Raw genomic sequence first — 18565 nt, 5'->3', positions numbered from 1 at the left:
GTCAGCGGTCACGGCGAGCACCGTACCGCCCCGCCCTCCGGCGGCGGGTCCGTCAGGTCATGTCGTCGTAGCGGCTCTGGATCGGCTTGGGCGCCTCGACCGGGGCCACCGTCTCGGCCCGGCTGCCCGCCTCGACCGGCTCCGGGTCGTGGCTCAGCGGCGACACCTCGTCGTCGGCGATCCCGGCGTAGATCTCCTTGCCGCGGCCCTTGCGCTTGTCGTTGAGGTACGCCACCCCGACCGCCATGAAGTACAGCGCGCACAGGCAGATCGCCAGCGCGGTCATGCCGAACGGGTCGGGGGTCGGCGTGACGATCGCGGAGAACAGGAAGAACACGAACACCGCGACCCGCCACCAGCTCAGCAGCCGCTTGGCGCTGGCGACCCCGACGAAGTTGAGCATCAGGACCAGCAGCGGGAACTCGAACGCCACCCCGAAGATCAGGATCATGTTGGTGACGAACGCGATGTAGCGGGTGACCTCGAGCTGGGTGTCGAGCCCGGTGACACCGGACTCGAGCAGGAACGCCAGGCCCTTGTCGACGACGAAGTACGCCAGTCCGGCGCCGGCCGCGAACAGCGGCGCCGCGATCGCCGCGAACGCGTACGCGTAGCGGCGCTCGTTGCGGTGCAGGCCGGGCGCGATGAACGCCCACAACTGGTAGAGCCACACCGGGGCGGCCACGATCAGGCCGACCCACAGCGCGATCTTCAGCTTGAGCAGGAACCCGTCGGCCGGGCCGAGCTGCGTCATCGGGCAACTGCCGTCGGCCTTGGTGATCCCCGGCAGGTTGCAGTAGGGCTCCTTGAGCAGGTCGAACACCGGGTCGGCGAGCCAGAAGCCGACGATGAAGCCGAGCACGATGGCGATCGAGGCGCGGAACAGCCGGTCCCGCAGCTCGCGGATGTGGTCGACGAGCGTCATCGAGCCGTCCGCGGCCTGCTCGAACTTGCTGGGGCCGCGGCGGCGAGGCAGTGCTAGGCGCACGGCGGTGGGGCTAGATGGTGTCGCGGTGCCGCTGCACCGGGTCCACGACCTGTCCCTGCTGCGCGGCCGGCGGCTGCTGGGCCGCGTTCGGCGGCAGCGGCTGGCGGGCGGCCTGCGCGTCGGCCTTCTCGGCGAGGTCCTTGTCGTCGTCGGCGAGCTGCTTCGTCTCGGCCTTCATGATCCGCAGAGACCGACCGAGCGAACGGGCCGCGTCGGGAAGACGCTTGGCGCCGAAGAGCAGGATCAGCACCACCACGAGTACAGCGATATGCCACGGCTTGAGGGCGCCCATGGAAACTCCAGTTGGTTCTGTCGGTCTCGGCTGGTCGAGCCCCATCGTACGTCCGTAGACGGCAGTCGCCACCCGCCAGGTCTATTACGGTTCTGCCTGGTCGGTGAAGTTTCGACCAACTACGCGGGCCGCGTCAACCCGTCGACGAGCTTAATCGTGCGCGCCGGGCCGTCCCGTCGCGCACGGACAGTGAGCAGGCCGCCCGGAGCGGGCCGACGAGGGCCTGGAATCACTTGCCGCGCCGGGCCTGGATGACCTCCATGCGACGCTGGGTGACCTCGAGCTTCTCCTGAAGTTTCTCGATCCGGTCCTGCAGGTCGACCGCGGTGTGCTGCAGCGACGCGACCTCGTCCTGCCGGCTCTGCAACGTCAGCGCCGCCCGCTGCAACCCCGGCAGCCGGCCCAGCAGCGGCCGTACGGCCAGGAACAGGACGAGCAGTGCGAACAGCACCACCCCGAGCACGATCCACTTCACCACGCCGGTCAGCCTAGTGGGTCGCGACCGCCTTCGCCGGGTGCGGCACGGCCGGCGGCGCGGCGTCCACCGCGAACGCGGGCCCGCTCTCGTACGGCACCGCGTAGGCGTCCAGCGCCAACTGGGCCACGTCGCGGACCTGGGCGACCAGTTCCGGCGGGCTGACCACGGTCGCCTCCGGGCCGAGCCCGAGCACGAACCGGCGGGCCCACCCCAGGTCGCTGACCCGCAGCGACACCAGCCACTCGTCGCCGTCGCCGGGCCGGACCTGCTCGCACGGGTAGTACTCGGTGATCCACCGGCCGGCCCGACCGACGCGTACGGTCACCAGCGGCAGTTCCGGGGTCGGCTGGAACACCCCGGCGGTGAGGTCGTGCGGCTGCGCCTGCGGCGGCGCCACCGCCGGTTCGTCGAGTTCGGTCAGCGCGTCGATCCGGTCGGCGCGGAACAGCCGGACGGCCTCGGCCCGCCGGCACCACGCCTCGAGATAGGCGTGGCCGCCGACCATCAGCATCCGCATCGGGTCGACGACCCGCTCGGACGTCTCGTCACGGGTCGCGGTGTAGTAGGTGATCCGCAGCGCCCGGCCCCGCTCGACCGCGCCGCGCAGCGTGTCGGCCCGGTCGCCGTCGCCGGGCATGCGTACGGCCACCGGGGCGCCGCCGAGGTCGCCGGCCGCGCTCTCGATCTTGGCCAGGGCGCGCTCGATCGCGTCGCGGTTGGCCATCCCCGGCGTCTCGGCGAGCATCCGCAGCGCCACCACCAGCGCCAGCGCCTCGTCGGGGGTCAGCCGCAGCGGGCGGTCGATGCCGGCGTCGTAGGTGATGGTGACCGTGTCGCCGTCGAACGCCATGTCGATCAGGTCGCCGGGGCCGTAGCCGGGCAGCCCGCACACCCACAGCAGTTCCAGGTCCTCCCGGAGCTGCCGCTCGGTCACGCCGAGGTCGGCGGCCGCCTCGGCGACCTCGATACCGGGCCGGGCCAGCAGGTAGGGCACCAGGTTGAGCAGCCGGGCCAGCCGGTCGGCCGACGGCCGGGGCCCGGAGGAGCGGGCCGGGGAGGAGGTGGTCATCGAAGCGCTCCCGCCGTCGCCGCCTCGTGCCGGGCGGCGATCTCCTTGAGTCGTTGCACAACGGCCTCGCGTACCTCGGGCGGTTCCAGGACCCGTACGTCGGCACCGTAGCCGACCAGCGCGCCGGCGAGCCGCTCCGGGTCGGCGTACGGCAGCACGAGCACGTCGCCGGCCGGACCGGTCTCGGTCTCCTGTGCCCAGCGGCGCAGCCCGGCGGCCCGGCCCGGCCGCACCAGCACGCGGGCCCGCCCGGTCCGCTCCACCGGCCCGGACCAGCGGGCCACGTGGCTGATCAGGTCGACCCCGGCCGGCGGCGTGAACGCGCCCGGCCGGCCGGTGGCCTTGACCGCGCCGACGATGCGCGACAGCCGGAAGCAGCGGGTGGCGTCGCGGTCGACGTCGTGGCCGACCACGTACCACCGGCCCCGCCAGCAGACCACGCCCCACGGCTGCAGCTTGCGGGTGCTGGCCGCGTCGTTCTCCGGGATCCGGTAGTCGAAGGTGACCGTGCGCCGGTCGCGGGCGGCGGCGGTCAGCGGAGCGAACGTCGGGTCGACGGTGACGACCGGCTCGACACCGAGCGTGGCCTGCGGGTCGACGTCGATGCCGGCGGCCCGCAGCTTCGCCAGCCCGGACGACGCCGCGGCGGCCAGGCCGGCGTGCTGCCACAGCCGGGCGGCGATGCCGACGGCGGCGGCCTCGTCGGGTTCGAGCGGGATCTCCGGCAGCGCGTACTCGCGCTGCGCGATCCGGTAGCCGGGCTCGGTGTCGAAGGCGCTGGCGGTGCCGGTCTCCAGCGGCACGCCGAGATCACGCAGTTCGGCCTTGTCCCGTTCGAACTTGCGCTGGAACGCCTCGTGGTCGCGGGCGTCCTCGGGGTCGTGCTCGTAGCCGGGCACGGTGGCGGCGATCTGGGCGGCGGTCAGGAACCGGCGCGTCGACAGCAGGCAGATGACCAGGTTGACCAGGCGTTCGGTGCGGGTCCGGGACACGCCCCAGACGCTAGCAGTGTCCGTACGCGTGTGCGTACACCCCGCCGGGGCGTCCCACCGCGCCGTACGGATAGCGTGCACGCATGGTGCGATGGCGGTCGGCGACCGTGGTGGCCGTACGGCGGCGGTGGCACGGGGCGGCCGAACTCGACGTCGCCCTGCCCGACGGGGCGACCCTGCGTGCCCTCGCCTACCCCGAACTGGTCGGCGACCCGGAGCCCGGCGACCGGGTGCTGCTCAACGTCGGCGCCCTGGTGATGGGGCTCGGCACCGGCGGGTACGCGCTGGTCGTCGCGCTGCCGGACCGGTTGCCCGCCGACCCGCCGCAGGACGGCACCACCCGCGACGCCGGCCACCTGGTCAAGGCCCGCTACACCCCGCTGCAGCCGATCCTGCTCGGCGCCGACGAGGACGCGTCGCCGCACCGGGCGGTCCTCGCCGACGCCCACGACGTGGCCGGCATGCCGGTCGTCACCGCCGACCTGCACTCGGCGCTGCCGGCCGTCGTCGCCGGCATCCACGCCGACCGGCCGGACGCCCGGGTGGCGTACGTGATGACCGACGGCGGTGCGCTGCCGGCGTGGTTCTCCCGCACCCTGGACGGGCTGCGCGGCACGCTGGCCGGCACCGTCACCGTCGGCCAGGCGTTCGGTGGCGACCTGGAGGCGACCAACGTGCACAGCGGGCTGCTCGCCGCCCGGCACGCGCTGCGCGCCGACGTCGCGGTCGTCGCGCAGGGGCCGGGCAACCTCGGCACCGGCACCCGCTGGGGCTTCTCCGGCGTCGCGGTCGGTGAGGCGGTCAACGCCGTCGCCGCGCTCGGCGGGCGGCCGGTCGGGTCGCTGCGGATCTCGGCCGCCGACCCGCGCCCCCGCCACCGGGGCCTGTCGCACCACAGCGTGACCGCGTACGGCCGGGTCGCGCTGGCGGCGGCCGACCTGGTGCTGCCGGGCGGGCTCGACGCCGATCTGGCCGGTGAGGTCGAGGTGGCCCTGGCACCACTGCGGGACCGGCACCGGATCGTCCGGGTCGATCCGGCCGGGCTGGACGCGGCGCTGCGGGCGAGCCCGGTCGGCCTGTCGACGATGGGCCGCGGCCTGGACGCCGACCACGGCTACTTCCTCGCGGCGGCGGCGGCCGGCCGGCACGCGGCGGCGCTGCTCGGATGAGCGGCCGCGAGCGGGCGGTCAGCTCAGGATGACCAGGGCCGCCCAGGCGGCGATGACCAGCAGGAGAATGGTGGCGAGCACCCAGGTCGGCACCTTGTGGTCGCCGCGCCGGTTGCGCTCGATCTCGGCGGCGATCTTCTCCCGCCGACGGTTGACCCAGCCCTGACGAACCCGCTCGGGGTTGTCCTCAAGGCGTTCCTCGTCCGGCTCGGCCATAGGCAGCAGAGCCTACCGTGCCGGCCGGAACCCGCCCGGTCCGGGCCGCCCGCGAAGGTGGGCGGACGGCCCCGGCCGGTGTCACATGCTGGCGATCAGCCGCTCGACCCGCTCGTCGTACGCCCGGAACGGGTCCTTGCACAGCACGGTGCGCTGGGCCTGGTCGTTGAGCTTCAGGTGCACCCAGTCGACGGTGAAGTCGCGGCGCTTCTCCTGCGCGTGCCGGATGAACTCCCCGCGCAGCCGGGCCCGGGTGGTCTGCGGCGGCGTCTCCTTGGCCTGGAAGACGTCGAGGTCGCTGACGACCCGGTCGACCTGGCCCCGGCGCTCCAGCAGGCCGTGCAGCCCGCGCCCGCGGCGGATGTCGTGGTAGGCCAGGTCCATCTGGGCGATCCGCGGATGGGACAGCGGCAGGTCGTGCTTGTTCTGGTAGCGCTCCAGCAGCTTCAGCTTGGTGACCCAGTCGATCTCGCGGGCGACCGGGTCCAGGTCGCCGGTCTCGACCGCGCGCAGCACCCGGCCCCACAGTTCGACGACCCGCTTGGCGGTCTCGTCGCCGCCACGCCGCTCGACGAACTCGGTCGCCTTGGCCAGGTATTCCTGCTGGATCTCCAGGGCGCTGATCTCCTTGTTGGAGGCCAGCCGGACCTTGCGCCGCCCGGTGATGTCGTGCGACACCTCGCGGATCGCCCGGATGGGGTTCTCCAGCGACATGTCGCGCATGACGACCCCGGCCTCGATCATCTTGAGCACGATGTCGGCGCTGCCGAACTTCAGCAGCGTGGTGACCTCGTTCATGTTCGAGTCGCCGACGATCACGTGCAGCCGCCGGTAGCGTTCGGCGTCGGCGTGCGGCTCGTCGCGGGTGTTGATGATCGGCCGGGACCGGGTGGTCGCCGACGAGACGCCCTCCCAGATGTGCTCGGCCCGCTGCGACAGGCAGTAGACCGCGCCGCGCGGGGTCTGGAGCACCTTGCCGGCGCCGCAGATCAACTGCCGGGTGACCAGGAACGGAATCAGCACGTCGGCGAGCCGGCCGAACTCCCCGTGCCGCGACACCAGGTAGTTCTCGTGGCAGCCGTAGGAGTTGCCGGCCGAGTCGGTGTTGTTCTTGAACAGGTAGATCTCGCCGGCGATGCCCTCGTCGTGCAGCCGCTTCTCGGCGTCGACGAGCAGCCCCTCGAGGATCCGCTCGCCGGCCCGGTCGTGGGCGACCAGGTCGACGATCGAGTCGCATTCCGGGGTGGCGTATTCGGGGTGGGAGCCGACGTCGAGGTAGAGGCGGGCGCCGTTGCGGAGGAAGACGTTGCTCGACCGGCCCCAGGAGACCACCCGGCGGAAGAGGTAGCGGGCCACCTCGTCGGGGGAAAGTCGCCGTTGGCCGCGGTAGGTACAGGTGACGCCGTACTCGGTCTCGATACCGAAGATTCGCCGTTCCATGAACAGACATTAGCCGGCCGGAGCCGCCGATGGTCACTGTCGCGACCGGCACGCCGCGCCGACCCGCCGGCAAAAATCCCGGGTACGTCCCGCCCCCGCCGATCAGGCCAGCAGTTCCAGCAGGTAGTCGCCGTATCCACTCTTGGTCAACGGCTCGGCCAACTCGCGCAAACGATCGTCGTCGATAAGTCCGGCCCGCCAGGCGGCCTCCTCGACGCAGCCGATCTTCAGCCCCTGACGCTCCTCGATCACCCGGACGAACTCGGCCGCCTGCACCAGCGAGGTGAAGGTGCCGGTGTCGAGCCAGGCGGTGCCCCGGTCCAGGACCGTCACCGACAGCTCGCCGGCCTCGCGGTAGGTCTCGTTGACCGTGGTGATCTCCAGCTCGCCGCGGGCGCTCGGGGTCAGGCCGCGCGCGATCTCGACCACCCGGTTGTCGTAGAAGTACAGGCCGGGCACCGCGTACCGGGACTTCGGCTTGTCCGGCTTCTCCTCGATCGACAGCACCCGGCCGTCGCTGTCGAAGTCGACCACGCCGTACGCCTCGGGGTTGGCCACCTGGTAGGCGAAGACCCGGCCGCCGACGAGTTCCCCCGGGTCGGCGAGCTGCCGGCCGAGCCCGACGCCGTGGAAGATGTTGTCGCCCAGGATCAGCGCGACCGACCGGTCGCCGATGAAGTCCGCGCCGAGGACGAACGCCTGCGCGATGCCCTCCGGTCGCGGCTGGGCGACGTACTCCAGCCGCAACCCCCACTGGCTGCCGTCACCGAGCAGCCGGCGGAACTGCGACTGGTCGTCGGGAGTGGTGATGACCAGGATCTCGCTGACCCCCGCCATGATCAGTGTGGACAGCGGGTAGTAGATCATCGGCTTGTCGAACACCGGCATGAGCTGCTTGGACACGGCCCGGGTGATCGGCCACAGGCGGGAGCCGGTCCCGCCGGCCAGAAGGATTCCACGCACCGGCGGAGCCTACCGGCCGCACGGCCGCGACACCCTCCCCCGGGTGCCCCGCGCTTTACCGCCGCCCGGCCGGTGTCGCGTAGACTGCCGAACCCGTGAGCGACCTCGACACCGCCGGCACCGCCACGCCGGGCGCCGGCCCGACCCGCTGGCTGGTTACCGGCGCGGGCGGCATGCTCGGGCACGATCTCCTCGCCGTCCTCGGCCGGCACCCCGGCGCGCGGGTCACCGCCGCCACCCGCGCCGACCTCGACCTCACCGACGCCGCCGCCGTCAAGTCCGCGGTCGCCGGGCACGACCTGGTCGTCAACGCCGCCGCGTGGACCGACGTCGACGCCGCGGAGACCCGGGAGGCCGAGGCGACCGAGGTCAACGGCACCGGCGTCACCAACCTCGCCGCCGCCTGCGCCGCCACCGGCGCCCGGCTGCTGCACGTGTCCACCGACTACGTCTTCGCCGGCGACGGCCGCGAGCCGTACCCGGAGGACCACCCGACCGCGCCGGTCAACGCGTACGGGCGCGGCAAGCTCGTCGGCGAGCAGGCGGTCGCCCGACTACTTCCCGACACCGGCTACGTGGTGCGCACCGCGTGGCTCTACGGCGCGCACGGGCGCAACTTCGTCGCCACCATGCTGCGACTGGCCGCCGAGCGGGAGACCCTCGAGGTGGTCGACGACCAGCACGGCCAGCCGACGTGGTCGTACGCGCTCGCCGGCCACCTGGTCGCACTCGGCGACGCCGCCCGCGCCGGCCGTGCCCCGGCCGGGGTCTACCACGGCACCGCGTCCGGCCGGACCACCTGGTACGGCCTGGCCCGGGCCGCGTACGCGCTGCGCGGGCTGGACCCGGACCGGATCCGCCCCACCACCAGCGAACACTTCCGCCGGCCGGCGCCCCGCCCCGCGTACAGCGTCCTCGGACACGCCCGCTGGGCACTCGCCGGGCTGTCCCCCATGCCAGACTGGCACGACCAGTTGACGCAGGCGCTGTCCGGCGACTGGCCGACCTGAATCCGGTCGAACCCCGGCGGCCCGGCCGCCGGTCCCGCCCCGGCCGGCGGCCGCCGGCCTCCGCACCCGAATCCCCCAGGAGACCTGCACATGTCCGACACCGACACCGGCGGGCTGCCCCGGGTCAGTGCGATCGTCCTGGCCTGGAAAGCCGAGCCGCTGCTGCGCCGGTCGGTCGAGTCGCTGCTCGCCTCCGCCAAGGTCGACGTCGAGGTGGTGCTGGTCGACAACGGCTGCACCACCGACGACGTGACCGTCCTGGCCGAACTGCCCGGCGTCGTCGTGGTGGGCGAGGGCGAGAACCTCGGTTTCTCCGCCGGCTGCAACCTCGGCGTCTCGGCCTCCTCCGGCGACTACGTGGCCCTGGTCAACGGTGACGCGATCGTCGAACCGACCACCCTGGCCCGGCTGGTCGAGGAACTGGTCACCCGGCCCGACGTGGGCATCGCCGCCGGCGCCGTACGGCTGGCCGACGAGCCGGAGCTGCTCAACTCCAGCGGCAACGAGGTGCACGTGCTCGGGGTGAGCTGGATCGGCGGCTTCCGGCAGCGGGAGACCCGGTCCGAGCCGACCGAGACGGCCGGCGCGATGGGCGCCTGCCTGGTCACCAGCCGGGCGCACTGGGACCGCCTCGGCGGCTTCGACCACCACTACTTCGCCTACCACGAGGACGCCGACCTGTCGATCCGCACCTGGCGGGTCGGGCTGCGGGTCGTCAACGTGCCGGACGCGGTCGCCCTGCACCGCTACGAGTTCAGCCGCAACAGCTTCAAGTACTACCTGGTGGAACGCAACCGGCTGATGTTCGTCAGCACCCTGTGGTCCGGCCGCGCCCTCTTCCTGCTCGGCGGGCCGTTCCTGGCCCTGGAGCTGGTGATGCTCCTGCTGGCGACCAAGGAGGGCTGGCTGCGCGACAAGCTGAAGGGCTACCGCTGGCTGTGGCAGCACCGCCGGCACCTGCGAACCCGGCGGCGGATGCTGCAGACCGAGCGGACCGTCCCGGACCGGGAGTGGATGCGGGTGCTGACCGACCGGTTCGACACCCCGCTGATCAGCCCGCCCGGTGTCGGGGTGCTCAACGCGGCGATGTCCGCCTACTGGCGGCTGGTCCGGCGCTGGATCTGACCCCGTACGCCCCGACGCTCCACACGTGACCGCCCGCCCGGGATCGATCCCGGGCGGGCGGTGTGGTTCACGGCGGCGTCACTCGCCGGCGTCGGGTTCCGGCTCCGGCTTGCCCTCCAGGTCGGCGGACGCGGCCGACACGGTCGGCTTCTCCGGGCCGGCCGCCGGCTGCTTCGGACCGTCGTCGGCCGTCGACTCGCCAGCCTTGGCGTCGTCGCCGTCGAGCAGCGCGGTCAACGCCGCACCGGTGATCCGCCGGAACGTACGCCCGGTGCGGCGCCGGTCGAGAACCGCCACCTCGAGCTGGTTGGCGGCGATCGTCCGGACCGCGCCGCCCTCGCCACCGACGCTGCCGAGCGCCTTCACGGCGAGCTTGACGGCGTCGCCGAGCGACATGTCGTCCTGCCGGTCGGCGCGCAGCGCGGTCGCGATCGCCTCGGCCTGACCACCCATCGCCATCAGACCCGGCTCGTCGTTGACCGACCCGTCGTAGGTCAGCCGGTAGATCTCGTCGTCGTCCGGGGTGGCCCCGACCTCGGCGACGCAGAGTTCGACCTCGAACGGCTTGGACTGCTCGGTGAAGATGGTGCCGAGGATCTGGGCGTAGAAGTTGGCCAGGGCCCGGCCGGTGACGTCGCGGCGGTCGTAGCTGAGGCCGTTGATGTCGGCCATCCGCACGCCGGCGCGGCGCAGGTTCTCGAACTCGTTGTAGCGGCCGACGGCGGCGAAGCCGATCCGGTCGTAGATCTCGCTGACCTTGTGCAACGCGCTGGACAGGTTCTCCGCGACGAAGAGCACCCCGCCGGAGTAGCTGAGGACCACCGCGCTGCGCCCGCGGGCGATGCCCTTGCGGGCCAGCTCGGAGCGGTCCCGCATGATCTGCTCGGGCGAGGCGTAGAACTGCATGGCCACGAAGCGGCTCTCCTTCGACCTGGTGACGACGGGTTGTTACGGCGGGCGGTCCGGCCGGACGTCAGCCGCCCGGGTTCTCCATCCGGCCGGCGACGACGGCCTCGGCGACGGTGGCCGTCTCGGCGTCGGTGAGCCGGTGGGTGCCCTCGGCGGTCGCGGTCATCACCACCGGGTAGATCTTCCGGGTGAGGTCGGGACCACCGGTGGCGGTGTCGTCGTCGGCGGCGTCGTAGAGGGCTTCGACGGCCAGCCGTACGGCCTCGTCGGTGGGCAGCCCGGCCCGGAACCGCTTCTTCAGCGCGGAGCGGGCGAACAGCGAGCCGGAGCCGATCGCGTCGTAGCCGGTCTCCTCGTAGGGGCCGCCGCTGACGTCGAAGCTGAAGATGCGGCCGGCCTTGGCCGGGTCGGCGGCCGACAGGTCGAAGCCGGCGAAGAGCGGAATCACCGCCAGGCCCTGCATCGCGGCACCCAGGTTGCCCCGGACCATCGCGGCGAGCCGGTTGGCCTTGCCGTCGAGGGACAGCATCGCGCCCTCGATCTTCTCGTAGTGCTCCAGCTCGACCTGGAACAGCCGCATCAGCTCGATGCCGATGCCGGCGGTGCCGGCGATGCCGACCAGCGAGTACGCGTCGGCCGGGTGGACCTTCTCGATGTCGCGTTGGGCGATCAGGTGGCCCATCGTGGCCCGCCGGTCGCCGGCCATGACCACGCCGGTGGCGCAGGTGATGGCGACGATCGTCGTCGCGTGCGGGGCGAGGTCGGCGGCCGTGCCCACCGGCAGCGGCCGGCGGCCCGGCAGCAGCTCGGGTGCGGCCAGGCTCAGGAACTGTGTGAAGGAGGACGTCCCCACGTTGGTGAACACATCAGGAAACCGCCCGGATGGATCAAAACCCGCTGCCACGTGGTTCCTCTCAGGTTGGATCGCCTTTGGGCCACGGCCGTCCGGTCGTCGGCGGGACGACCCGGGCCGCCGGTGCAGTTGAAGCAGACTATCTCGCCGGTCCGGCCGACGCGATCATCGCGCCGGCGGTGTCGACGCCGGTCGCGTCCGTCCCGGTGACCGCCGGCCGGCGTGCCACCGCCGGCCACCGGGACAGACCAGTCCTAACAGGACCAGACGGCTACTGGCCGCCCTTCTGGACGTAACCGCGGACGAACTCCTCGGCGTTCTCCTCGAGCACCGAGTCGATCTCGTCGAGCAGGTCGTCGACGTCTTCGGTGATCTCGGCGTGCCGCTCGGCGACCTCGGGATTCGCCTCGGCCGTTACCTCGTCGACCTCTTCGTCACGACGGGCCTTTCCGGACTGCGACTGACCGCCGGTGTCACGAGTAGCCATGTGCGTGCCTCCTCAACATCGCCTGGTCAAAATCTACCTCGCCGCACCGCCACGGCGCCCGACCGCGCGCCAGGTTTCGCGCTGCGCTGATCCGGGCTCAGACCCGGGCGGGCGGGCCGTCACCGGACTCGGCGTCGCCGGCCTGCGCCGGGACCGGCCCCGGCACCGCGTCTCCCGCCCCGGCCAGGGCCGGCGGGGCGGCCGACCGACGACGGCGCCGCCACCGCGACGGCCGTACGGCCGGGGGCTGCCAGCCCTTCAACCGCAGCGCCTGCTTCTCCACCAGGTGCCAGGACCCGAAGGCCAGGACGAAGCTGACCGCCAGGCTGGCCAGGAAGTAGCCCACGAAGCCCAGCGCCGGTACGCCGTACTTCGCCATCACCTGCTGGACGACGAACGAATAGATGTACAGGCCGTACGAGTAGTCGGTGCGCTGCCCGATCCCCTGCAGCCTCGCCGGCAGGCGAATCGCCAGCCAGAGGATCACGTATTCGTAGGCGAGCAGGGCCGGGCCGAAGAACTCCCCGCGCAGCGCGAACCAGGTGACCACGACCAGCGCGACCACCCCGAGCAGGTCGTTCATCGGGATCTTGTCGCGGTAGAGGTCGGCGGCGGCGCCCGCCATGAACATGAAGCCGTACCACAGCAGCCAGGTCTGGCTGAACTCGCCGAGCAGCGGGACGGGCCCGAAGGTGCCGCCGCTCCACAGCGTCGGCAGCCCGAACCGCAGCACCTCGTAGTGGTTCCAGCACAGCACGCCGAAGAGTCCGACGACGGACGCCAGGACCAGCCAGCGGGCCCGGCGCAGCACCGCCAGCAGCGCCATGGCCGCGACGACCAGGTAGCACAGGATCTCGTAGCTCAGCGTCCAGAGCGAGCCGTTCACCAGGCTGCGCCGCGACATCTCGCCGTACGGGGTGTCCCACCGGAACAGGTCCACGATGCCGCCCTGGCGCAGGCCGCCCCACCAGTTCTGCGACAGGTAGTTGAGCGCGCCGGTGGGGTGGCGCAGCAGCCCGCCGAGGGTCCCCCGGTCGAGGTACCACAGCACGGGTGCGACCACCAGAGCGGTCACCAGCAGGCACACCCACAGCCCGGGCAGGATCCGCAGGGCGCGGTGCCACAGGAACCGCGGCAGGGGGCTGCGCCGCGCGCTGCGGGTGATCAGGAAGCCGGAGATGCCGAAGAATCCGGCGACGGCCAGCCCGGGGACGTCCACCACGGTGGTCAGCGGCCGGGCGTACCCGAGCACGGCGGCGTGGGCCAGCACGACCGCGATCGAGAAGCACAGCCGCAGGAATCCGAAGCTGTTGGCCCGGCCCGTGTAGGCCGTGGCCAGCGGGGCGGTACGCAGCAGGCGACCGCCCACGCGCCGCGACAAAGTCGTCAAGTGGACCTTCCGGGGGTGAGAACCGACGGCTCAGAGTGCCATACCCCGGTGTCCAACCCGAAAGCGGCGCGTCAGGTGGTGATGACCTCCAGCAGGTCCTTGGCGCTCGAGCAGCGGTCGAACAGGGCGCCCACGTGCTTCTTCGTGCCCCGCTCCGGCTCCATCATCGGCACCCGCACCAGCGACTCCCGGCCGACGTCGAAGATCACCGAGTCCCAGCTGGCGGCGACCACCTCCGAGGCGTACTGGGCCAGGCAGCGGCCCCGGAAGTAGGCCCGGGTGTCCTCCGGCGGCTGCACCATCGCCGTCCGGGTCAGTTCGTCGGACAGCAGCGTCGCCATCGAGCCACGTGCCACCAGCCGGTGGTAGAGCCCCTTCTCCGGCCGTACGTCGGAATACTGCAGGTCGACCAGTTGCAGCTTGTGCGAGGCCCAGGCGAGCTTCTCCCGCTCCCGGTAGCCCTCCAGCAGCCGCAGCTTGGCCACCCAGTCGAGCTCGCCGGCGCAGAGTATCGCGTCGCGGCCGAGCCGGTCGAGCACGCTCTCCCACCGGGCCAGTACGTCCGCGGTCGCCTCGTCGACGTCGGTGCCGTAGCGGTCCTCGACGAACGCGCTGGCCCGCTCGAAGTAGGCCCACTGGAGGTCCAGCGCCGTCAGCCGGCGGCCGTCGCGCAGCCGCATCAGGTGCTTCAGGGACGGGTCGTGGCTGACCGCCCGCAACTCGCTGACCGGATCGGCGATGCCGAAGTCCGGCGTCATCGCCTTCTCCTCGATCATCGTCAGCACCAACGCGGTCGTGCCGAACTTCAGATAGCTCGAAATCTCCGACAGGTTGGCGTCGCCGATGATCACGTGCAGCCGGCGGTATTTGTCGGCGTCGGAGTGCGGCTCGTCGCGGGTGTTGATGATCGGCCGCTTCAACGTCGTCTCCAGGCCGACCTCGACCTCGAAGAAGTCGGCCCGCTGGGAGATCTGGAAACCCGGCTGCGAGCCGTCCTGGCCGATGCCGACCCGGCCGGCACCGCAGACCACCTGCCGGGTGACGAAGAACGGCGTCAGGTAGGCGACGATGTCGGCGAACGGCGTCTGCCGGCGCATCAGGTAGTTCTCGTGGGCTCCGTAGCTGGCGCCCTTGTTGTCGGTGTTGTTCTTGTAGAGGTGGATCGGGTGGGTGCCCGGGATCGTCGCCGCCCGCCGCGACGCCTCGGCCATCACCCGCTCCCCCGCCTTGTCCCACCGGACCAGGTCCAGCGGGTTGGTCACCTCCGGGGTCGAGTACTCCGGATGCGCGTGGTCGACGTAGAGCCGGGCGCCGTTGGTCAGGATGACGTTGGCCAGCCCCAGGTCGTCGTCGGCGAGCGCCTCGGCCGGGTCGTACGCCGAACCGGAGTAGGTGAACCCGCGGGCGTCGCGCAGCGGCGACTCCTCCTCGTAGTCCCACCGCGCGCGGCCGCCCCGGTTCAGCTCGGGACGCGCGCCGTAGGCGTTGACCACCTGTGACGAGGTGACCATCGGGTTGGCTCCCGGCTGGCCGGGCACCGAGATGCCGTACTCGACCTCACTGCCCATGATCCGCCGTACGCTCATGCCGCTGCCCCGTTCTCCACACCCATACCTGGAAGCGTAGTCCGCCCACCGGTCACCGCGCCGGCCACGGCGCGGCGCGGCGGCACTGGGTGGCCACCGCGCCGGGCCACTGCGGTCAGCCGGCGACCGAGCGGGCGGTCGCGGCCGGTACCTCCGCGGTGCCCGCCGCCGGCACGGCCGGACCGGCGCCGACCGGGGCGGCCGGGTCCGGCGGCGCCTCGTAGCGGCGGATCAGCGCCAGGCCGAGCACGACCGCCGCCCGGGCGAGATACAGCGCGGCCTTGCCGACGGACTGGCTGGGGACCCCGGCCATCCGGGCCCGCATCGCCACCGGCACCTGCACGATCCGCAGCCCGGTCTTGGCGACGTGCACGACGGTCTCGACCGTGTCACCGAGATACTCCACCGGGTACGCGCGGGCGAACATCTCGATCACCCGCCGGTTCGCGGCCCGGAATCCGGACGTGGTGTCGGTCAGCCGGGTCCGGGCGATCCGGCTCAGCGCGGCGGCGAGCAGCACCATCGCGTAGCGGCGCGGGCCGCGCACGGTGTAGTCGCCGACGCCGGCGAACCGGGCGCCGATGACCAGGTCGACGTCGGCGAGCGCGGCGACGAGTTCCGGCACGAACCGCGGGTCGTGCTGGCCGTCGGCGTCGAGCTGCACCGCCACGTCGTAGCCGTGGTCCCGGGCGTAGCGGTAGCCGAGCCGCATCGCCCCGCCGACGCCGAGGTTGTACGGCAGGCGCACCACCCGGGCACCGGCGGCGGCGGCCCGCACACTGGTGGCGTCGGTGGAGCCGTCGTCGACGACGAGGATGTCGACGTCGGGCAGTTCCCCGCGTACCTCGGTGACGACGTCGGCGATCGACCCCGACTCGTTCCAGGCCGGGATGATGATCAGAATGCGTCCGCTGTTCACCGCTCGACCCGTTCCTGCTTCAACTCGCTGCGCAACAACGCCACCTCTTCGGCCAGCACCCTGGTCTTCTCCTCCAGCCGGCTCGCCTCCCAGCTCAGGTGGATGGTGACCAGCAGCAGGAACACGACACCGCCGAACAGGGCCAGGCTCACCCCGTTGACTATGCCGAGGGCGCCGGCGATCTGGTCGGGCAGCCGGGGGAACAGTGCCAGCGGCACGATCAGGAGCCCGACGACGATCCACAGGGCGGCGTACTTCTCCCGCAGTTGCCGGCGCCGCATCAGTTCGACGAGGACGACCAGCAGGATCAGTGCTGTGGTCGCCGTGAGCAGGGTAAGGCGCATCAGGGACGCTCCTCCGGTTGGTGCTGACCAGCGGCGACGACCATCGGCCGCTGAAGATCGTGGACCGGGACGGTGTGGGACGTGGTGGCCTGCGGTGCGGTGCCGTTGTCGCCGGAGCCGGTGCCGTCGGTCGGGCCGGCGGCGGCGGGCGCGGGCGTCGCGGTCACCCGGAAGTGCCAGGCGACGAGCACTACGACGGCGGCGATCCCCATCAGCACCGGCGTCAGCGAGCCGACCTGCGGGTGCCACGACCCGGCGAGCGGGTTGAGCGAGACGATGAACGCCCCGTCGGGCAGCCCGGTCTGGTAGCGGACCATGAGATAGAACAGGCTCGCCAGGTGGGCCGGCAGCAGCAGCAGGGCGAGCAGCCTGGTCAGCCGCGGCGTCGGGTCGAAGTTCGGCAGGCCGGCCAGGAAGTAGCCGGCCAGGATCGGTACGCCGGCCAGCAGCGCCAGGTAGTAGCGACCCTGTGCCACGAACCCGTACGTGTTGACGTTGACCGCCTCGAGCAGGCTGGGCACGAGCATGGCGAGCAGGGCCAGCCCGGCGACCCGCCACCGCTGGGCCGGGCGGCACAGTGCCACCGCCGGCAGCAGCAGCGCGCCGACACTCAGCCACCAGACCAGGTGGATCACCGGGGGCAGCGGCGTGTCGAGCCACGACATCACGCCGATCATCTCGGTGAAGTAGCGCCGCCACTTGTCGAAGATCTCGATCTTCATCGCGTCGACGATGCCGAGATGGCCTTTGTAGAGCGCGTTGGGGATCAGCTCGTTGGACCGTTTCCACAGCGTCCAGCCGACCGAGGCGAGCCCGGCCGCCGCCAGCGCGCCGGCCAGCAGCCACATCCGGCGCGAGCGCAGCAGCTGCCGGTAGCGGGCCAGCGACAGCGGAACCAGCATCACCAACGCGATCACGGCCAGCCAGGCCGGACCGGCCGACCGTACGGTGACCAGGGTCGCGCCGGCGATTCCGGCCAGCCACCACGGTGCCGCCCGGCGCCCGGCCCCGTCGGGTTCGAGCAGGATCGCGATCAGTGCCACGACCAGCGCCGCCCCGGCGGCGATCTCGACGCCGTTGGGGTTGATCGCCCCGGCCAGGTGGGCCGTCATCGGGGTGACCGCCACCAGCAGGCCGGCGAGGACGCCCCGGTTGCGCAGCCGCAGCGTGACCGCGGTCGCCGCGGCCAGCAACCCGGCGACCAGCGCGGCGTTGACCAGCCGGGCCAGCAGCACCCCGGTCATGTCCGGCGACAGCCGCAGCGGCCAGCCGACCGCGGCGTAGTAGGCCGGGTGGTACCGGCCGGCCGGGGTCAGCACCCGGACCTCGTCACGGTCGCCGCCCGGCGGCTCGGCGCAGGCCGCCGACCGGTCCGGCTCGAACGCGAAACAGTTGTCGCGCAGCAGGCTGGACGGCACGTCGTGGTAGGCGCCGGGGAACTTGCCCTCCCGCGCCGGCGCCGGCGCGACCTGCCCGTCCGCGACCCCGTACGCGCGGATGATGTGCCGCATCTCGTCCGGCGTGCCGTCGTACGGCGTGGCGACGGCCCAGGCGCCGAACAGCAGGAAGTAGCCCAGGAAGGGGATCACCCAGCGCGACGCCCGGCCCGCGGCGATCCGGCTCAGGCGTCCACGGGCTGTGGTTGGGGAGGACACGGGCGCTGAGGCTACCGGAACACGCCCCTGTGTGTCGTGTGTGCCCCGGTGGACACTCGGTGTGGTGTCGGCGCCTAGGGTGCGGCCATGGATTCGGTTGTTCGGCCCGACACGCCGACCGGTGGGGCCACGACGCCGCGCCGGTCCGCGCTGGCCCGCCTGCTCGACGTCGGGTTCGTCCGGTTCCTCGCCGTGGGCGGGGCCAGCGCGGCGCTCGACACGGGGCTGCTGTGGCTGCTGCACGGCGCGCTCGGGGTCTGGCTGCCGGCCGCCACCCTCACCGCCGTGGTCGCCGCGTTCGTGCTGAACTTCCTGCTCAACCGGTCGTGGGTCTTCGTCTCGGGCGGGTCGGCGGGCGGCCAGTTCGTCCGCTACCTTGTGCTCGCCGGACTCAACTGGGTGCTGACGGTCGCGGCCGTCACCGGCCTGGTCGCGCTCGGCGCGCACTACCTCGTGGCGCGGGTCGGGGTCCTGGCGGTGCTGACCGTGCTTAACTTCGTCGCCTACCGGGTGTGGGTCTTCCGCCCGCCGGCACCGGCCTGACCAGCCGGCCACGAACCGACCGGGACCTGACCGGCCGGTCACGGTACCGACCCGGGACACGAAACGGCGGTGCGGCGATCGCCGCACCCCCGGTTCGCGGGCGTGGTAAAGGTACTGGGCCGGGTTTGTGGGGGGGA

General features: G+C 72.4%; 20 protein-coding genes. 4 read left to right on the top strand and 16 right to left on the bottom strand.

Annotated elements, in window-relative coordinates; genetic code table 11:
* Nucleotides 1-52 precede the first annotated feature (52 nt).
* The 5 genes from tatC to AB0I42_RS27355 all read right to left on the bottom strand — a co-directional run bounded on the left by tatC (nt 53) and on the right by AB0I42_RS27355 (nt 3819).
* Nucleotides 53-988, bottom strand: a complete 936-nt coding sequence (gene tatC / locus AB0I42_RS27375; protein WP_357541502.1) for a twin-arginine translocase subunit TatC — start codon at nt 986-988, stop codon at nt 53-55.
* Between the two features lie 10 nt (nt 989-998).
* Complete coding sequence (gene tatA / locus AB0I42_RS27370) at nt 999-1280, bottom strand: Sec-independent protein translocase subunit TatA (RefSeq protein ID WP_357541500.1); 282 nt, start codon at nt 1278-1280, stop codon at nt 999-1001.
* A gap of 229 nt (nt 1281-1509) precedes the next feature.
* Nucleotides 1510-1758: a hypothetical protein gene (locus AB0I42_RS27365; RefSeq protein ID WP_357541498.1), complete on the bottom strand. Its 249-nt coding sequence runs from the start codon at nt 1756-1758 to the stop codon at nt 1510-1512.
* 10 nt (nt 1759-1768) lie between these two features.
* Nucleotides 1769-2827, bottom strand: coding sequence for a YafY family protein (locus tag AB0I42_RS27360; RefSeq protein ID WP_357541496.1), 1059 nt, complete (start codon nt 2825-2827; stop codon nt 1769-1771).
* Entirely contained in the window at nt 2824-3819 is a 996-nt protein-coding gene (locus AB0I42_RS27355; RefSeq protein ID WP_357541494.1) for a WYL domain-containing protein, read from the bottom strand. Before AB0I42_RS27355 ends, AB0I42_RS27360 begins: the two co-directional genes overlap by 4 nt.
* 83 nt (nt 3820-3902) lie before the next feature.
* On the opposite strand from AB0I42_RS27355, the gene AB0I42_RS27350 reads away from it, so the two are divergent.
* Nucleotides 3903-4988, top strand: a complete 1086-nt coding sequence (locus AB0I42_RS27350; RefSeq protein ID WP_357541492.1) for a DUF3866 family protein — start codon at nt 3903-3905, stop codon at nt 4986-4988.
* 18 nt (nt 4989-5006) lie between these two features.
* Here the strand turns inward: AB0I42_RS27350 and AB0I42_RS27345 are convergent, their stop codons facing one another.
* The 3 genes from AB0I42_RS27345 to rfbA all read right to left on the bottom strand — a co-directional run bounded on the left by AB0I42_RS27345 (nt 5007) and on the right by rfbA (nt 7607).
* A complete protein-coding gene (locus tag AB0I42_RS27345; RefSeq protein WP_357541490.1) occupies nt 5007-5204 on the bottom strand; it encodes a hypothetical protein in 198 nt (65 codons plus the stop codon).
* Nucleotides 5205-5285: 81 nt separating this feature from the next.
* Entirely contained in the window at nt 5286-6644 is a 1359-nt protein-coding gene (pafA, locus tag AB0I42_RS27340; RefSeq protein WP_357541488.1) for a Pup--protein ligase, read from the bottom strand.
* A gap of 102 nt (nt 6645-6746) precedes the next feature.
* A complete protein-coding gene (gene rfbA, locus AB0I42_RS27335) occupies nt 6747-7607 on the bottom strand; it encodes a glucose-1-phosphate thymidylyltransferase RfbA (RefSeq protein ID WP_357541486.1) in 861 nt (286 codons plus the stop codon).
* Nucleotides 7608-7702: 95 nt separating this feature from the next.
* Here rfbA and rfbD point away from each other — a divergent pair, with 95 nt between their 5' ends.
* Together rfbD and AB0I42_RS27325 are read left to right on the top strand one after the other, a co-directional pair.
* Nucleotides 7703-8617: a dTDP-4-dehydrorhamnose reductase gene (gene rfbD / locus AB0I42_RS27330; RefSeq protein WP_357541484.1), complete on the top strand. Its 915-nt coding sequence runs from the start codon at nt 7703-7705 to the stop codon at nt 8615-8617.
* A 90-nt stretch (nt 8618-8707) separates the two neighbouring features.
* A complete protein-coding gene (locus AB0I42_RS27325; protein ID WP_357541482.1) occupies nt 8708-9742 on the top strand; it encodes a glycosyltransferase family 2 protein in 1035 nt (344 codons plus the stop codon).
* Nucleotides 9743-9820: 78 nt separating this feature from the next.
* Here the strand turns inward: AB0I42_RS27325 and prcA are convergent, their stop codons facing one another.
* The 8 genes from prcA to AB0I42_RS27285 all read right to left on the bottom strand — a co-directional run bounded on the left by prcA (nt 9821) and on the right by AB0I42_RS27285 (nt 17885).
* Complete coding sequence (gene prcA / locus AB0I42_RS27320; RefSeq protein WP_357541480.1) at nt 9821-10654, bottom strand: proteasome subunit alpha; 834 nt, start codon at nt 10652-10654, stop codon at nt 9821-9823.
* A 61-nt stretch (nt 10655-10715) separates the two neighbouring features.
* Nucleotides 10716-11555: a proteasome subunit beta gene (gene prcB / locus AB0I42_RS27315; protein ID WP_357541478.1), complete on the bottom strand. Its 840-nt coding sequence runs from the start codon at nt 11553-11555 to the stop codon at nt 10716-10718.
* A 220-nt stretch (nt 11556-11775) separates the two neighbouring features.
* Complete coding sequence (locus tag AB0I42_RS27310; protein ID WP_212819336.1) at nt 11776-11991, bottom strand: ubiquitin-like protein Pup; 216 nt, start codon at nt 11989-11991, stop codon at nt 11776-11778.
* A gap of 97 nt (nt 11992-12088) precedes the next feature.
* The gene (locus tag AB0I42_RS27305; RefSeq protein WP_357541476.1) at nt 12089-13360 is read right to left on the bottom strand and encodes an acyltransferase; all 1272 of its coding nucleotides are present in this window, start codon (nt 13358-13360) and stop codon (nt 12089-12091) included.
* A gap of 92 nt (nt 13361-13452) precedes the next feature.
* Complete coding sequence (dop, locus tag AB0I42_RS27300) at nt 13453-14967, bottom strand: depupylase/deamidase Dop (protein WP_357541474.1); 1515 nt, start codon at nt 14965-14967, stop codon at nt 13453-13455.
* Nucleotides 14968-15082: 115 nt separating this feature from the next.
* Complete coding sequence (locus AB0I42_RS27295; RefSeq protein ID WP_357541472.1) at nt 15083-15886, bottom strand: glycosyltransferase family 2 protein; 804 nt, start codon at nt 15884-15886, stop codon at nt 15083-15085.
* Nucleotides 15883-16230: a DUF2304 domain-containing protein gene (locus AB0I42_RS27290; protein ID WP_357541470.1), complete on the bottom strand. Its 348-nt coding sequence runs from the start codon at nt 16228-16230 to the stop codon at nt 15883-15885. Before AB0I42_RS27290 ends, AB0I42_RS27295 begins: the two co-directional genes overlap by 4 nt.
* Nucleotides 16230-17885, bottom strand: coding sequence for a DUF2142 domain-containing protein (locus AB0I42_RS27285; protein ID WP_357541468.1), 1656 nt, complete (start codon nt 17883-17885; stop codon nt 16230-16232). The genes AB0I42_RS27290 and AB0I42_RS27285 overlap by 1 nt, the downstream gene beginning before the upstream one ends.
* A gap of 87 nt (nt 17886-17972) precedes the next feature.
* Between AB0I42_RS27285 and AB0I42_RS27280 the strand changes: the two genes are divergently transcribed.
* Entirely contained in the window at nt 17973-18428 is a 456-nt protein-coding gene (locus AB0I42_RS27280) for a GtrA family protein (protein WP_357541466.1), read from the top strand.
* The last annotated feature ends 137 nt before the right edge of the window (nt 18429-18565 follow it).

The sequence above is a fragment of the Polymorphospora sp. NPDC050346 genome (assembly GCF_040655695.1).
Lineage (GTDB): Bacteria > Actinomycetota > Actinomycetes > Mycobacteriales > Micromonosporaceae > Polymorphospora > Polymorphospora lycopeni.
Note: the sequence above shows the minus strand (reverse complement) of the source record. Positions and strands in the feature narration are given on the sequence as shown.

Excerpts from the sequence above, each read along its gene's own strand:
- tatA (WP_357541500.1), bottom strand. The coding sequence starts at position 1,280 with ATGGGCGCCCTCAAGCCGTGGCATATCGCTGTACTCGTGGTGGTGCTG.
- AB0I42_RS27360 (WP_357541496.1), bottom strand. The coding sequence starts at position 2,827 with ATGACCACCTCCTCCCCGGCCCGCTCCTCCGGGCCCCGGCCGTCGGCC.
- AB0I42_RS27350 (WP_357541492.1), top strand. The coding sequence starts at position 3,903 with ATGGTGCGATGGCGGTCGGCGACCGTGGTGGCCGTACGGCGGCGGTGG.
- AB0I42_RS27345 (WP_357541490.1), bottom strand. The coding sequence starts at position 5,204 with ATGGCCGAGCCGGACGAGGAACGCCTTGAGGACAACCCCGAGCGGGTT.
- pafA (WP_357541488.1), bottom strand. The coding sequence starts at position 6,644 with ATGGAACGGCGAATCTTCGGTATCGAGACCGAGTACGGCGTCACCTGT.
- AB0I42_RS27325 (WP_357541482.1), top strand. The coding sequence starts at position 8,708 with ATGTCCGACACCGACACCGGCGGGCTGCCCCGGGTCAGTGCGATCGTC.
- AB0I42_RS27310 (WP_212819336.1), bottom strand. The coding sequence starts at position 11,991 with ATGGCTACTCGTGACACCGGCGGTCAGTCGCAGTCCGGAAAGGCCCGT.
- dop (WP_357541474.1), bottom strand. The coding sequence starts at position 14,967 with ATGAGCGTACGGCGGATCATGGGCAGTGAGGTCGAGTACGGCATCTCG.
- AB0I42_RS27290 (WP_357541470.1), bottom strand. The coding sequence starts at position 16,230 with ATGCGCCTTACCCTGCTCACGGCGACCACAGCACTGATCCTGCTGGTC.
- AB0I42_RS27280 (WP_357541466.1), top strand. The coding sequence starts at position 17,973 with ATGGATTCGGTTGTTCGGCCCGACACGCCGACCGGTGGGGCCACGACG.